This is a genomic window from Nocardia sp. NPDC005998 (assembly GCF_040614395.1).
Classification (GTDB): Bacteria; Actinomycetota; Actinomycetes; order Mycobacteriales; family Mycobacteriaceae; genus Nocardia.
Genome location: NZ_JBEXUI010000004.1, coordinates 70,861 through 85,728 on the forward strand (window position 1 = coordinate 70,861; position 14,868 = coordinate 85,728).

Genomic DNA, 14,868 nt, shown 5'->3' on the forward strand with positions numbered 1-14,868 from the left:
CACCGCAATCAGCGCTGAGAACGGCGGCGAGCGGCCGGGCGAATCCGTCCGGTCGGTTCGAGCAGGCGGTCGGCCGGGCGCCCGCACGCGGTGACCAGTGCGATCGCTGCAGCTGTCCCGCCGAGGATATCGGTGGGCAGGTGGTAGCCGAGTCCGATCATGCCGACCGCCGCGCAGAGCAGCGCGACGGTGGCGATCACGACGGTGCGCACCCGTGCTCGCATCGAGTCGGTCAGCAGCACGAATGTGGTCGCGATCGCGACCAGATGCACCGTATGCCCGCTCGGATACGCGAGATAGTCGTGCAGCGGTCGATCCCAGAGTGGTTTGAGCACTCAGCTGTTGATCCCGACTACAACCTCCGGAAGTACCACCATCGCCGCGGCGCGCCGCCACTGCCCCCGATAGCCGAACCAGGCGGCGGCCGCGAGCAGTAGCGGGATCAGAATGTAGCCATTGCTCGGGATCACCAGCGCCTGGTAGATGCCGGGACGGTCGTCCATCGCCGAATGGATCGGCTCGGCAAGCGCGCGATCGAGATCGGTGGAACCGCCATCGCGGGGAAAGGTAAGCGGCAGCGTAACCGCGATGCCGATACCGATGAACACCACGCACAGCGCGACGAGGTTCGCTCGGACCCGGCCGAGCCACCCGGCCACCTTCCACGCCACGATCACCGCTCGACGATAGGGCACCCGCGTACCGACGGCGCCGGTCGCGGGCGCACCTGCGAGCGTTTCCGTACGGATCGAACGCGATCAGGACCCATGCGGTGCTGGACGCGTCGGGGCAGCGGCCGCTCGGCGTGGTCGAACGCCCGCGCACCGATGCGCGGACGCGGACCCGGCGCACAGCCGATCGAGGAGCAGCCGACCGCCATCGGACCGGCGCGACGTCACCCCGGCCCGTAAGTCAATACCGCGGTGATCACGAACCAGATCACCCATGCGAAAGCGACGATCATGCCCGTCGCCAGGGCGATGCGCATGAACGCGCGTCCGAGGTCCATATCGCCCGCCTGCCGCGGATACAGCTTCCACGGGCTGTACCAGGGCGCCTCGATGACGACGGCCGGTGCGTCGGCGTTCTTCTCGGCCTCCGCGAGTTCCGCGGCATACGCCTCTGCCTGCGCCTGCTGCGGACCGCCGTGCCAGAGGGAGACATCGATCGGGCCGAGGAAACCCTCGTTGATCAGATCCTGTGGGGCGGGCAGATAGGGCAGGATGCCGAGGCTGCGGAAGGCCACCGCGACATCGTTGGCGGTCCACAGGTGGATGTTCTTCTCGGAGTCGGCCAGCGTCTCGAAATAGTGTCGCAGCCGATCGGGGTCGGTGCCGAGGATCACGTCGAAACTCGGATCGCTCCACTCCTGCTTCACCGAAAGCTCGGCGCCGCGCAGCGGAACGATCAGCGCGACACCGTGCACCGCGCGCTGGCCGAGACCACGCGCGGCCAGCCAGTTCTGCAGCGCGAGTGTGTGTTCGCGCGATTTGTCCAGCGGGGTACGGCGATCGCGGGCCTCGATGGCGATGGGCTGGCCGGAGATCGTCCACGGGCCGCTGAGCGGCACCTCCAGCACCCCGTCCTGGCGTGCCACCAGTGCCTCGGCCTCGATCACCACACAACTGGTCGGGGTCCAGACCACGGCGTCGAACTGATGCAGCCGATCATTGTGGAACAGACTGCAATTGACCGTGGCGACCCCGTGCGGGCTGGCCGGATCCTTCCAGGTGCGCAGCCAGTCGATCAGCGCCCGCTCAGCATTGGTGCCTGCCGGGTTCTGTACTCGCACGAGCATTCGCGACCGCCCTTCACGTCGTCACTCGATGGTGGCAAGGATACGGACAACATGGCCCGGTTCGCCGCGCCTGCGACCAGATGCGGCGTGTTACTGCGGATGTTCCACTGCGATCTTTCCAGCCCGCACCGCCTCGACCAATGCGGCGTGGTCGGACTCGGTCCGATCGGCATAGCGGATGGCGAAGCGCGCAATGGCGTCCTCGAAAGCCGCATCGCCGTCGAGGTACCCGGCGAGCAGCCGCGGATCGAGGGAGCGCGAATGCGCGCGGGCCAGCAGCGCACCGGCCAGCCTGCCGTAATCGTCGAGATCCTCCGATGACAGCTCCGTCGGGTCGATACTGCCCTTCATATTGCGGAATTGTCGCACCGTGAACGGCAATTCACCGGTTGCCAAGCGCAATGTGGTCCACCCCAGCAGGATATCGCTCTCGGACTGAACCAGTCTGGCGCCCTGCACAATTCGTTCCCCCTCGTGCCGCGGCGCCGACACCGGCAGGAACGGTCGCAAGGCGGAGGGATCGGCCTGCTTGAGCTGCAGCACCAGCGCTTCACCGTCGTTGCCGTGCAGCAGCGCGACATAGCTGTGCAGGCCGACGCTGCCGGTGCCGACGATGCGAAAGGCGATATCGGACACCGCGAATCGGGCCAGCAGATTGCGCCGGGACTCGCGCAAGGTGTCGCCATAGCGTTCGAGGCCGTCGATGATCTCCTCGGCAATCTTATCGTCGACGGGTGTGAGAATCGGTGGGTCGCTAACGAATCGGTGCCTGCTGATCCCGGTCTGGTGATCCTCGAGATGTTCGGTCCACTTCTCGACCACCTTGGCGCTGGTGTTCTTGCGCGCCTTCTTCGCGGCCTTCTTGAAGTCGTCGAGCAGATCATCGGCCCTGGCCCGACTCAGGATCGACTCATCCGGCAGTGCGCTCCAGGACTCCATGAACGGTTGGCTGGCGAGATGATCGATGGTGAGCCGATATGACCGCGCGGCATCACGGGCGGCTCGCACGCAATCGTCTTCCGCTGCACCACCTTCGCGGCCCGCCAGGACCAGGCTGGCGGCCAGCCGCTCCAGATCCCATTCCCACGGGCCGACAATGGTTTCGTCGAAATCATTGATGTCCATGACGATTTCGCCGCGCGGCGTGCCGTAGAGGCCGAAATTTGCGGCGTGTGCGTCACCACAGAGCTGTGCGGACAGACCGCTGTCCGGACTGCCCGCGAGATCGGCGGCCATCAGACCGGCCGCGCCGCGATAGAAGGTGAACGGCGAGGCGATCATCCGGCCGATCCGCAGCGGCACCAGATGCGGCAACCGGCCGGCATTGCTGGCCGCGAGGAATTCCAGCACATCCGGCCGCCCGGATCCGGTGGCCGCCCGGTCCCGCGCGGTGACCGGAACCCGCTGCCGGAGTGCGCGACCGCGGGCGCGCACCTCCTCGGCAGGGACGTACGAGCGAAGATTGATACCACCGTCCAACACTGTGACATTTTGCCGCACCTGCGGCGCGGCGCGTTCGCGGCCCCGAATATCCAGCATCGCGTAGCGATTCGATGAGGGGGTTGGTCGGGCGACGGGTGAGCCTCGCGTCCGAGCGGCCGAGACTCGCGCATGCCGAGCATGCGCTTCGGCCACTCGGCCGAGTTGATGGCCGCGCCTTCGCGCGGACGCGAGACGGGCCGCGAACGGTCGCTCGTAAGACTCGCTCCGCGCGCGTCAGCTCGGTCAGGTCGCGGGGACGACCGGATCAGCGGGCGTGATCGGCAACCGCAACGCACCGGGTGCGGCCGCTGGCACCGCGGGATGTTTCGGCGCGACAGGGGAGATCCGCCGGTACTGCGAACCGAGTTCCGGACGCGGATCGGCCTCGTTCTTATTGGGCCAGAACGCCATCGCGCGCTCGGCCTGTGCGGTGATGGTCAGCGACGGATTGACCCCGAGGTTCGCCGTGACCGCGGAACCGTCGGCAATATGCAGCCCCGGGTGCCCGAATACCCGCTGATACGGGTCGACGACACCGGCCTCGGGACCCGCGCCGATCACGCAGCCACCGATGTAATGCGCGGTGGCCGGGATGTTCAGCACATCCATGATCAGGCCGTGGGTATCGCCGTTGACCTTGGCGCCGAATCGGCGGCCGATATCGTGGGCCAGCGGAATCCAGGTCGGATTCGGTTCGCCGGTGCCCTGTTCGGTCTTCAACTTCCCGCGCCTGCGATAGGAGGTCAGCGAATTGTCCAGCGACTGCATGACCAGCAGGATCACCGACTTCTCCGAGGCGTGGCGGGCATTGAGGCTGCGCAGGAATACCAGCGGATGCAACACGATCGCCAGCAGGAAACGCAGGAATCGGAATGCGCCGCCGTCCACGATCGGCACCGACATCGGGAACAGTGCGTTCTGCCCCTTGCCGTAATGGCATACCTCGATATGGGTATCGGCCTCCGGATGGATGGAGGAGGTGATCGCGATGCCCTCGGCGAAATCGCGGCGTGAGCGGCTCACCACATTGAGAATCGCCTCGGAGTTGCTGCGGGTGAGTTCACCCAGGCGCGGCGACAGGTTGGGCAGCACGGCCTCATCGCGCATCTTGTGCAGCAGCTTCTGGGTGCCGAGCGCGGCACCGGCGAATACCACCTGCTCGGCGGTAAAAGTCTTGCGCTGCTTGCGGATCCAGCGATCCGAGCGCTCGGTCTCGACCGCGTAGCCGCCACCGGACAGCGGCCGCACCGCGGTCGCGGTGGTCAGCGGATGCACTTCGGCCCCGGCTTTTTCGGCCAAGTAGAGGTAATTCGTCGTGGTGGTGTTCTTGGCATTGTTCGGGCAGCCGGTGAAACATTGCGCGCAGTGCACGCAGCCGCGCCGGCGCGGGCCCGCGCCGCCGAAGTACGGGTCATCGACCTCGGTGCCGGGATCGGCCTCGTTGAAGAACACACCGACATTGGTCGGGTGGAAGGTATTGCCGACACCCAGATCGTCGGCGATCTCCTTGATGACCTCATCGGCCGGTGTCATCCGCGGATTCGGCGCCACCCCCAGCATGCGTTGGGCCTGGTCGTAGTACGGCGCCAGTTCGGCCTTCCAGTCGGTGATATGAGCCCACTGCTTATCGGTGTAGAAGTTCGGCAGCGGCTCGTAGAGGGTGTTGCCGTAGATGAGCGAACCACCGCCGACGCCAGCGCCGGAGAAGACCGCGCATTTGCCGAGGATGCTGATCCGCTGCGGTCCGGTCAGACCGAGCCGCGGGGCCCAGATCGATTTGCGCACATTCCAATTCGTCTTCGGAATATCCTCGGCGGGCCAGCGGCGACCCGCCTCCAGTACGCCGACCCGGTAGCCCTTCTCGGTGAGGCGCAGCGCGCTCACGCTGCCGCCGAATCCGGAGCCGATCACTACCACGTCGTAGTCGAATGCGGGCATGGTTTCCCTCTCTGAACCGTGCGACAGCCTGTTCGCAACCAGATGAGATGGTTTCACACTCATTCTGTCACCGGCTGAGGTGTGGCGTAACGCGCTGCTGGCGACTGCTTGCAGGTCGCTCGAAAAACCAGCCTGCCCGTGCGTGAAACTGTCCGCAACCGGCGTGCCCGGATGGCGTGAACCGGGGTCGGTGCGGTATGCACGGGGCTGTGACAACCGAATCGGGGAAGACGGAACCGGGCGGACGCGCCGACTCCGGCACGGGCGATACGGACGACCCGGCCGTCGGCGGTATCTTCGCCGACCGCATCCTCACCGTCCCGAATGTCCTGAGCGTGCTGCGACTGGTCGGCGTTCCACTGTTCCTGTGGCTACTGCTGGTGGTGCGGGCCGACGGCTGGGCGTTCGCACTGCTGGTGGCCAGCGGCGTCACCGACTTCCTGGACGGCAAGCTGGCCCGGCTGCTCGACCAGTCCTCGCGGCTCGGCGCGCTGCTCGACCCGTTCGTGGATCGGCTGTTCCTGGTGACCACGCTGGCCGCCTTTGTCATCCGCGGGCTGCTGCCCTGGTGGGTCGCGGTGATCCTGATCGGTCGGGACGCGATCCTCGCGCTGACTCTTTCGGTGTACAAACGCCGCGAGCTCGACCCGCCGGAGGTCATCTACCTGGGCAAAGCGGCCACCTTCGGTTTGATGTCCGCGCTGCCGTGGCTGCTGGCCGGTCAGATGGACTGGGCGCTGGCAGGTTTCGGCCGAGCCTTCGGTGGGGCATTCCTGGTCTGGGGCACGGCGGTGTATGTGTGGACCGGCGTGCTCTACCTATGGAAGGCTTTCGCCGTCGCGCGAGCGATACCGGCTGTGCCACACCGCAGTGAGTAGCGATTAGAGTTGCCTTGTACACCCGTAGCGACCTGTTGCGGGTCGCTCGGAACGATCAGTGGCGACTGCCCGCAGGTCGCTCGACAACGATCTGCCGATCGAGGAAAGGACGGCCTGTGACCCAGACCCCCGAGGATCTGCGCTACACCGAGGAACACGAATGGGTGCAGCGGATCGGCCCGACCCGGGTTCGGGTGGGTATCACCGACTACGCCCAGTCTCAACTCGGTGACGTTGTGTTCGTGCAACTGCCCGATGTGGACAAGGACGTGGCCGCGGCGGACAGCATCGCCGAGGTGGAGTCGACCAAGAGCGTCTCCGACATCTACGCCCCGCTCGCCGCGAAAGTCGTTGCGGTGAACGAGGATCTGACGTCGACGCCGGAAACGTTGAACAGTGATCCCTACGGCGACGGATGGATCTTCGAGCTCGAATTGAGCGACGAGGCCAGCACGGATGCGGCACTCGGTGCACTGCTGGATGCCGCGGGTTATCAAGGAGTTATCGGGGGCTGACCAAGCCTTCCCGGTTCTACCTGCACGGGTACGCCCTGGCAGGGTACGGTCAAAGCCAACAGATGTGCCGGTGCTTGGCAGCCGGTGTTCTAGCGTCAGGATCCCCAGGTCGTGGCGGTGAAGGCAGCACCTGCTTGCATGGATAATCAGGTTCGAGGAGGAGAGAAACGGTGAGCGAGAACAAAGACCCGGGTTACGGGGAGACCGCGGCCGAGACGACGTCGGTCTTCCGCGCGGATTTCCTGAACGAGGTCGACGCGTCGCGCTCCGCTGAGGTGACCGGCGAACAGCCGGTCCAAGGGGTCGAGGGTCTGCCCGTCGGTGCAGCCCTCTTGGTCGTCAAGCGAGGCCCGAACGCGGGCTCGCGGTTCCTGCTCGATCAGCCGACCACGTCGGCGGGGCGCCATCCCGACAGTGACATCTTCCTGGACGACGTCACCGTCAGCCGTCGGCACGCCGAGTTCCGGCAGGACGACGATTCCTTCCAGGTGGTCGATGTGGGCAGCCTCAACGGCACCTACGTCAACCGGGAGCCGGTGGACTCCTCGGAGCTGCAGAACGGTGACGAGGTACAGATCGGCAAGTTCCGCCTCGTGTTCCTCACCGGACCACGGGCCCAGGTGAACGAGCCATCGGCGGGTGCGGGCAGCCTGTGACTCCTGCGGCACGGATCATGCGTGTCGACGGTGTTGACAGGGAAGAACGCTGTGTCATGAAAGACTCGGTGCTATGACGGGCGCGGCGCAGTGGGCTCGCGGAGGCATGTCGATCGGCTCCGTGCTGGACCTGCTGCGACCGGACTTTCCGGACATCACCATTTCGAAGATTCGCTTCCTCGAGGCCGAGGGGCTGATCAGACCCGAGCGCACACCGTCGGGTTATCGCAGGTTCTCGATCGCGGACTGTGAACGGCTCAGATTCGTTCTGACCGCACAGCGCGATCAGTACCTGCCTTTGAAGGTGATCAAGGAACAGCTCGAAGCGATCGACAGCGGTGCGGCGACGCTCGGTGTGCGGGAAGCCCGCGCCCGGGCGCACTCCGGCCGCAGCGGTGCGCCGGAGGCCGGGCATTCATTGCCCGACTCCGCGCCCACCGCAACACCTTCGGCGCATACCGCGCCCCGGACCGCGGCGCCGCGCAAACTCGGTGTCGTACCCGGTGAGATCTCGCCCGACGAGCTGCGATTCGATCACGAAATCCGACTCACCCGCGCGGATCTGCTCGCCCAGGCCGAGATCGACGAGAAATTCCTCACCGACCTGGTTCGGGCCAATCTGATCACGCCGGGCGCCGCGGGATTTTTCGATGCGGACGCGGTGACGCTGGCCAAGACCGCCAAAGCGATGGCCGAATTCGGGCTGGAGGCACGGCATTTGCGCGCCTTCAAGCTGGCCGCGGATCGTGAGGCCGCGCTGGTTGCGCAGATTGCGGCCCCGATCGCCAAGAGCCGCGACGCCGGTGCGCGGGCCCGCGCGGAGGAGACGGTGCGCGAACTCGCGGCGCTGTCGCTGACGCTGCACACCTGTCTGGTGAAGGCTTCGGTGCGGTCTTCGCTCGGCAGCTGAGAGTTCCGGCGGGTTTCGCTTTGCGTTCCAGAGGGGCAACACGCCGATTTCGGCTGTGCACACGGAATGCTTGACGCCTCGCGGTTCGCTTAGACTCGTGGTACGGCGAGCCCTGCAGCGGTCATGCCGGGCGGCCGGCGAGTCATTGGGAGGCAGTGCGATGAGTGAGATGCGCGTTATCGGCATTCGTGTCGAGCAGCCACAGAACCAGCCCGTGCTGTTGCTCCGCGAGGTGTCTGGAGACCGGTATCTGCCGATCTGGATCGGGCAGGCCGAGGCGACCGCGATCGTGCTCGAACAAGAGGGGGTGACCCCGATCCGTCCACTGACCCACGATCTGATCAAGATCCTGATCGCCGACCTCGGGCACACTCTCAAGGAAGTGCGGATCGTCGATCTGCAGGAGGGCACCTTCTACGCGGATCTGGTCTTCGACAACGATCTGCGGATCTCGGCCCGGCCGTCGGATTCGGTAGCGATCGCCTTGCGGGTGGGTTGCCCTATTTATGCCGAGGAACCGGTGCTCGAAGAGGCCGGGTTGGTCATGCCGGACGAGCGCGAGGACGAGGTGGAGAAGTTCAAGGAGTTCCTCGAATCCGTTTCGCCGGATGACTTCAAGGCCACCGACAGCTGAGCCGCTGCGCCAGGGCGGTGGGTTGGTCGAGCTCTTTCTTCTAGAGGTGAAGTAGAGGTCGAGACTCGTACCGCGCGTCGCGTTTGGTCCGACGATGCCGCTCCCGGGAGAATCACAGGGAGTAATCTCGATAGTTGGGCCACGTCCGTTACGGCCGGTCGTTGGTCGTGACGGAGCCGGGTCATCGATGAGGCTAGGCGTCGGCGAAGCAAGGGAGTGGTCAGTGGCAGAGCAATCGCAGGATGTGGTACAGCCAGGCCTGTTCCCGGATGATTCGGTGCCCGACGATTTGGTGGGCTACCGCGTACCGAGCGCGTGCCAGGTGGCCGGGATCACCTACCGGCAGCTCGATTACTGGGCGCGCACCGGATTGGTCGTTCCGTCCATCCGTGGGGCTGCGGGTTCGGGCAGCCAGCGCCTGTATTCGTTCAAGGACATTCTCGTCTTGAAGATCGTGAAGCGACTATTGGACGCGGGCATCTCGTTGCAGAACATTCGCATCGCCGTCGACCATCTGCGCAGTCGCGGCGTGCAGGATCTAGCGGGCATTACGTTGTTCTCCGATGGGACCTCGGTGTACGAGTGCACCTCGCCCGAGGAGGTAGTCGATTTACTGCAGGGTGGGCAGGGCGTCTTCGGAATCGCGGTCAGCGGCGCCATGCGGGAACTGACCGGAGCCATCGCCAACTTCCCGGCCGAGCGGGCCGTGAGCGGCAGCGCGAGCGAGCGGCCGGAGGATGAGCTGTCCTTCCGTCGTAAGGCTCGGATGAACCGGAAGACCGGCTAGGGATCGATTTGTCGAGTGCCCGTCGCTGCGGCGGCGGGCACTCGTCTGTCCGGCCGAAGTGATGAGCGCTACACGCCCATCCGGGGTCCGATGGCGTCATTCGTTGCGCGCGCGGCATAAACTGACGGTGCGTCGCCGCCGTGCGGGAGAGTTCCGGACTTCACAAGAGTTCGGGCGCCGAAGGAGCAGCACCTCCCCGTCAATCTCTCAGGCAAAAGGGACCGTACGGGCTTCGACGTCTCTGGAAAGTGGCAACTCCGCACAACGCGGCGGTTGCCCGCCCATGGGGAAAGGGGTCTCGGCACCTGCGTCGCGGCATCCGAATCTCTCAGGCTCCACGACAGAGGGGGAGGGCCGGTATCCGTCGACCGCCGTTGGTCGACCCGCCCGACCTTGGGAGCTTGTCGTGACTCGATCATTCGCCGACCGCCATATCGGACCCGACCGGGATGAACTCGCCCGGATCCTGGACGTCGTCGGCGTCGGCTCCCTGGCCGAGCTCGCCACCGCGGCACTACCCGCGAGCATTCTGGACGGCTCCGGACTCGAGGTGGTGCCGCCCGCCGCGACCGAGCACGAGGTGCTCGATGAACTGGCCGCGCTCGCGCATTCGAATACCGTCGCCACCTCGATGATCGGGCTCGGCTACTACGACACGTTGACCCCGCCGGTGTTGGTGCGCAGCCTGCTGGAGAATCCCGCCTGGTACACGGCCTATACCCCGTACCAGCCCGAGATCAGCCAGGGGCGGCTCGAGGCACTGCTCAACTTCCAGACCATGGTCTCGGATCTGACCGGGATGGAGGTGGCCAATGCGTCCATGCTGGACGAGGCCACCGCCGCCGCCGAGGCGATGACGCTGTTGCGCCGGGCTGGCAAGTCCACCTCCGCGCGCCTGCTGATCTCCGATGATCTGTTCCCACAGACCAAGACCGTGCTGCACACCCGCGCCGAACCGCTGGGAATCGAGATCGTCGAGGCGGATCTGTCCGGCGGTGAACTGCCCGATGGCGAGTACTTCGGTGTGCTGGTTCAGGTTCCGGGCGCTTCGGGTCGGATCGTGGACTGGCGGCCGGTGATCGAGGCGGCGCACGAGCGGGGCGCGTTGGTCGCGGTCGGCGCGGATCTGCTCGCGTTGACGCTGATCACGCCCCCGGGGGAGCAGGGTGCGGACGTATGTTTCGGCACCACACAGCGTTTCGGTGTGCCGATGGGGTTCGGCGGTCCGCACGCCGGATATCTGTCGGTGCACGCCGCGCATGCGCGTCAGCTGCCGGGTCGGCTCGTCGGGGTGTCGGTGGATGCCGATGGCCATCAGGCGTATCGACTCGCACTGCAGACCCGCGAGCAGCATATTCGCCGGGAGAAGGCGACCTCCAATATCTGTACCGCGCAGGTGCTGCTGGCGATTGTGGCCGCGATGTACGCGAGCTATCACGGACCCGATGGACTGCGCGAGATCGCCCGGCGCGTGCATCGGCGGGCGGCGGCCATTGCCGCCGGACTCGATGGTGCCGTGGTGCACGACAATTACTTCGATACGCTGCTGGTGCGGGTGCCCGGTGGCGCGGAAGCCATAGTGGCGAAGGCGAAGTCGAGCGGTATCAACCTGCGGCTGGTCGACGCGGACCACGTCGGTGTCGCCTGTGATGAGGCGACCACCGAGACCCATGTCGCCGCCGTGCTCGAATCCTTCGGCACCGCACTGACTTCCGAGGCGAGCGGGCCCGCGGCGGCGGTCTCCGTCGAGACCCGTACCTCGGACTTCCTCACCCACCCGGCATTCACCAGCTACCACACCGAAACCGCGATGCTGCGCTACCTGCGGCGGCTCTCCGATAAGGATATCGCGCTGGACCGCAGCATGATTCCGCTCGGTTCCTGCACCATGAAGCTCAATGCGACCGCGGAAATGGAGGCCATCACCTGGCCCGGCTTCGCTCGCGTGCATCCGTACGCGCCGGTCGAGGATGCGCCCGGCCTGCTGAAGGTGATCACCGATCTGGAGAACTGGCTGTCCGCGATCACCGGCTACGACTCGGTGAGCCTGCAGCCGAATGCGGGCAGCCAGGGTGAATACGCCGGACTGCTGGCGATCCGGCGCTACCACCTCGATCGTGGTGACGCGCACCGCGATACCTGCCTGATTCCCTCCAGCGCGCACGGCACCAATGCGGCCTCGGCGACCATGGTCGGCATGCGGGTGGAGGTCGTGAAGTGCCGCGCGAACGGCGACGTCGATCTGGACGATCTGCGCGCCAAGATCGCCGATCACGCGGAGCGGCTGGCCTGCATCATGATCACCTACCCGTCGACGCACGGTGTCTATGAGCACGAGGTCGCCGAGCTGTGCGCGCTGGTGCACGACGCCGGTGGCCAGGTATACGTCGACGGGGCGAACCTGAACGCGCTGGTCGGCCTTGCCCGTCCCGGTCGCTTCGGTGGTGATGTCAGCCATCTGAATCTGCACAAGACCTTCTGCATTCCGCACGGCGGCGGCGGTCCCGGTGTCGGCCCGGTCGCGGTGCGTTCGCATCTGGCGAAGTACCTGCCGGGCGATCCGCTGGAGTCGGCTTCGCACGCGGTGTCGGCGGCCCGCTACGGTTCGGCCTCGATTCTGCCGATCACCTGGGCCTACATCCGGATGATGGGTGCGGATGGTCTACGCACGGCGACGTTGACCGCCATCGCGTCGGCCAATTACATCGCGCGCCGCTTGAACGAGTACTTCCCGGTGCTCTATACCGGCGAGAACTCGATGGTCGCGCACGAGTGCATTCTCGACCTGCGTGATATCACCAAGCGGACCGGTGTCACCGTGGATGATGTGGCAAAGCGCTTGGCGGACTATGGATTCCACGCGCCGACCATGAGCTTCCCGGTCGCCGGCACGCTGATGGTGGAGCCCACCGAAAGTGAAAACCTCGCGGAGCTGGACGAATTCATTCGCGCGATGATCGCGATCCGGGCCGAGATCGACCAGGTCGCCGCGGGAGTGTGGCCGGTGGATGACAATCCGCTGCGGGGTGCGCCGCATACCGCGGCGTGTCTGGTCGGGGAGTGGGACCACCCGTACAGCCGGGAGATCGCGGTGTATCCGCACGGTATTGATCCGTCGCGCGGCAAGGTGTGGCCAGCCGTGCGTCGCATCGATGGCGCCTACGGTGACCGCAATCTGGTCTGCTCCTGCCCGCCGCTGGACGCATACTGACGGCTGCCGAGCCGCACCTCGACCCCGTTGCAGGTGCGGCTCGGTAACCGCATCTATTGTGCGGCAACCGCTTTGCCGTAAATGTTGATCAGATCGGGCCAGCCGCCCTCGCTTTGCACGCTGTCTCGCATGGATTCCCAACCCGCGCCGTGGTTCTCGAAGCCGGAGTGCACCAGGGTGACCGCGGTGCGCTCGGGTGTCACCGGCTCGAACGTGACATCGACGCGGCTGGCGCGGTCCGGATTCGTCTCGTGCTGCCAGTCCAGGCCGATCTCCCAGGAGAATGCGAAATGCCGCGGCGGATCCCAGACGAGTACCGTGCCCCAAGGGCATTCGGTGCCGTCGGCCTCTCTGCCGAAGCAGCGCCCGCCCTCCCGTGGTTCGATGACCTCCTGCGCCAGTTCACCTTTGCCGATGTGATGCGCACGCGGCCACCAGCTATCGATCCCAATGGTGAACACGTCGTAGGCCTTATCGATCGGCGCATCGACGACGAGCTCGACCCGAACTTCCTTATCGCTCAACTGCTGTGTCATGGCTTGTCCTTTCTCGAGGCGTCGGCTGCCTGCCTGTTCACCTCGTCCTGAAAGGCCGACATCGCCGTCGACCAGAACTGCGTGAAGTACACCCGAAGCCCATCGATTCCCTGTGGGTTCAGCCGATACACCCGCCTGGTCCCCATCGCCTGGTCGACCACCAGCCCCGCCTCCTTCAGCACCTTCAGATGCTGGGAAACCGCGGGCCGACTGACCGGCAGCGCATCGGCCAACTCGCCAACCGCACACGGCCCCTTCCCGAGCCGTTCGAAGATCGCCCGCCGCGTCGGATCCCCCAGCGCGTCCAACGCGGCATTTCGGTAAGCCTTCACGAACCGTAAGTCTATACTTACCGATAGCGGCTGTCTATAGGCGGTCGCTTCCGGGCTTCTCGAATACGTGGTCTGACCAGGTCTGACATTCGCGAGCCGGGATGTTCTCACGACATGTCAATGAATCCCTCGACCGCGCAGCGCGAGGACACGACGCAGTGGTGCTCGGGAGTCTCGAGGGGCGGCTGCGGGCTGGGGCGAGTTCGGATCATCTCGCGAGCGTCGTAGTGCATGCGAACCGCGCTTGCGCCGAGGCGACCCGGCTCGGTAAAGGTCGGATCGCTGCGGCGCTGCGCTGGGCGTGGCCATGTGGCGGTCATCTTTGCGAGGACGGCATCCTCGTTTTCGACCTGCAGCCGAGAGGCTGATGGTCGGGTGCGGGGGTTGGGTGTGTGATGTTGCTGTGGGGCAGCGGGTTTGCCGGATCTGCGCGGCCGTCGTGGTATTTCGACCGGAATCCGAGCCGCCCCACGCGGGTTTACGCCGGGTCCGGTGTGGCCTCGGGTTCGAGTTCCGGGATCTCGCTGAGGGCTTCGATTCCTAGTTCCGCGCGGGTTGCGTCGATGACGGCCCGTTCGTCTTGGACGGTGTTGGCAATTGCCTTGTGCCACAGTGCGCGGATGGCGTTGACATCGTCCATGGTTGCCTCCTCGTCGAGTTCGACCTTGAGGCGCTGCACGGTGATGCTCTGGGCTGCGGTGAGGGTGCGGAGGAGATCTTCGCAGCGATGTGGGATTTTGGGGTTCGACAGCACGCGCAGTCGGGTGATGTAGCCGTTGCATGCCGAGATGCTCTGCTGTACTTCCTTACCGAAAGTGTCCACCTCCTCGACGGATTCGGCCTTCCAATCGAGGGTCTCCCACAGGGTTTGGCGGACGTCGGCGGCGGCGAGCAGTACCGAGGAGATCGCGGTCAGGATCGATTCGCGTCGCCATTTATCCTGTTCGCGGCGTTCTGCGGCGGCATTGGCGTTGTCGATGTTGTGTTGTGCGGCGGTGTGGGTTGTCTCGATATTGCGCTGTGCCGCATCGAGTGTGGTCCGGTTGCGCTCGTCGGCTGCGGTGATCGCGTTGCGGTTCGTCCGGTTGTTGATCAGGACGCCGATGAGCGCCGCGGCGGCGACGATGAGCGAGCTGAGAAGCGGAAGCCAGGAAGTCACCGGGTCATCATTGCACTGCGCGGTGCTCCGCT

The 14,868-nt window shown here is 65.7% G+C and carries 15 protein-coding genes and 1 riboswitch; of the genes, 7 read left to right on the top strand and 8 right to left on the bottom strand.

Annotated elements, in window-relative coordinates:
* Positions 1-8: 8 nt before the first annotated feature.
* From ABZ293_RS08710 to ABZ293_RS08730, 5 genes are all read right to left on the bottom strand, one after another.
* The gene (locus ABZ293_RS08710; RefSeq protein WP_355178686.1) at positions 9-335 is read right to left on the bottom strand and encodes a phosphatase PAP2 family protein; all 327 of its coding nucleotides are present in this window, start codon (positions 333-335) and stop codon (positions 9-11) included.
* The gene (locus ABZ293_RS08715) at positions 336-677 is read right to left on the bottom strand and encodes a hypothetical protein (RefSeq protein ID WP_355178688.1); all 342 of its coding nucleotides are present in this window, start codon (positions 675-677) and stop codon (positions 336-338) included.
* A gap of 218 nt (positions 678-895) precedes the next feature.
* Entirely contained in the window at positions 896-1,798 is a 903-nt protein-coding gene (locus ABZ293_RS08720) for an NERD domain-containing protein (RefSeq protein ID WP_355178690.1), read from the bottom strand.
* A 90-nt stretch (positions 1,799-1,888) separates the two neighbouring features.
* Positions 1,889-3,337 carry a DUF2252 domain-containing protein gene (locus ABZ293_RS08725; protein WP_355178692.1) on the bottom strand — a complete coding sequence of 483 codons (1,449 nt, stop codon included), beginning with the start codon at positions 3,335-3,337 and terminating at the stop codon, positions 1,889-1,891.
* Between the two features lie 186 nt (positions 3,338-3,523).
* Positions 3,524-5,218 (bottom strand): GMC family oxidoreductase, encoded by a 1,695-nt coding sequence (locus ABZ293_RS08730; RefSeq protein WP_355178694.1) that lies wholly within the window; start codon positions 5,216-5,218, stop codon positions 3,524-3,526.
* A gap of 293 nt (positions 5,219-5,511) precedes the next feature.
* On the opposite strand from ABZ293_RS08730, the gene ABZ293_RS08735 reads away from it, so the two are divergent.
* From ABZ293_RS08735 to gcvP, 7 genes are all read left to right on the top strand, one after another.
* Positions 5,512-6,096: a CDP-alcohol phosphatidyltransferase family protein gene (locus ABZ293_RS08735; protein ID WP_354956535.1), complete on the top strand. Its 585-nt coding sequence runs from the start codon at positions 5,512-5,514 to the stop codon at positions 6,094-6,096.
* Positions 6,097-6,212: 116 nt separating this feature from the next.
* Complete coding sequence (gcvH, locus tag ABZ293_RS08740; protein ID WP_354956476.1) at positions 6,213-6,611, top strand: glycine cleavage system protein GcvH; 399 nt, start codon at positions 6,213-6,215, stop codon at positions 6,609-6,611.
* A 170-nt stretch (positions 6,612-6,781) separates the two neighbouring features.
* Entirely contained in the window at positions 6,782-7,267 is a 486-nt protein-coding gene (locus ABZ293_RS08745) for an FHA domain-containing protein (protein WP_354956478.1), read from the top strand.
* Positions 7,268-7,340: 73 nt separating this feature from the next.
* Positions 7,341-8,177, top strand: a complete 837-nt coding sequence (locus ABZ293_RS08750) for a MerR family transcriptional regulator (RefSeq protein ID WP_354956480.1) — start codon at positions 7,341-7,343, stop codon at positions 8,175-8,177.
* A 160-nt stretch (positions 8,178-8,337) separates the two neighbouring features.
* Complete coding sequence (locus tag ABZ293_RS08755; protein WP_062985690.1) at positions 8,338-8,811, top strand: bifunctional nuclease family protein; 474 nt, start codon at positions 8,338-8,340, stop codon at positions 8,809-8,811.
* Between the two features lie 187 nt (positions 8,812-8,998).
* The gene (locus ABZ293_RS08760) at positions 8,999-9,598 is read left to right on the top strand and encodes a MerR family transcriptional regulator (RefSeq protein WP_330254661.1); all 600 of its coding nucleotides are present in this window, start codon (positions 8,999-9,001) and stop codon (positions 9,596-9,598) included.
* 133 nt (positions 9,599-9,731) lie between these two features.
* A riboswitch (glycine riboswitch) is annotated at positions 9,732-9,832 on the top strand.
* A gap of 172 nt (positions 9,833-10,004) precedes the next feature.
* On the top strand, positions 10,005-12,809 hold the full coding sequence (gene gcvP / locus ABZ293_RS08765; RefSeq protein WP_355178697.1) for an aminomethyl-transferring glycine dehydrogenase: 2,805 nt from the start codon (positions 10,005-10,007) through the stop codon (positions 12,807-12,809).
* Positions 12,810-12,862: 53 nt separating this feature from the next.
* On the opposite strand, the gene ABZ293_RS08770 is transcribed toward gcvP, so the two are convergent.
* From ABZ293_RS08770 to ABZ293_RS08780, 3 genes are all read right to left on the bottom strand, one after another.
* A complete protein-coding gene (locus ABZ293_RS08770) occupies positions 12,863-13,345 on the bottom strand; it encodes an SRPBCC family protein (protein WP_355178699.1) in 483 nt (160 codons plus the stop codon).
* Positions 13,342-13,677 carry a metalloregulator ArsR/SmtB family transcription factor gene (locus ABZ293_RS08775; RefSeq protein WP_355178701.1) on the bottom strand — a complete coding sequence of 112 codons (336 nt, stop codon included), beginning with the start codon at positions 13,675-13,677 and terminating at the stop codon, positions 13,342-13,344. Before ABZ293_RS08775 ends, ABZ293_RS08770 begins: the two co-directional genes overlap by 4 nt.
* Before the next feature lie 478 nt (positions 13,678-14,155).
* Entirely contained in the window at positions 14,156-14,836 is a 681-nt protein-coding gene (locus ABZ293_RS08780; RefSeq protein WP_355178703.1) for a hypothetical protein, read from the bottom strand.
* Between the last annotated feature and the right edge of the window lie 32 nt (positions 14,837-14,868).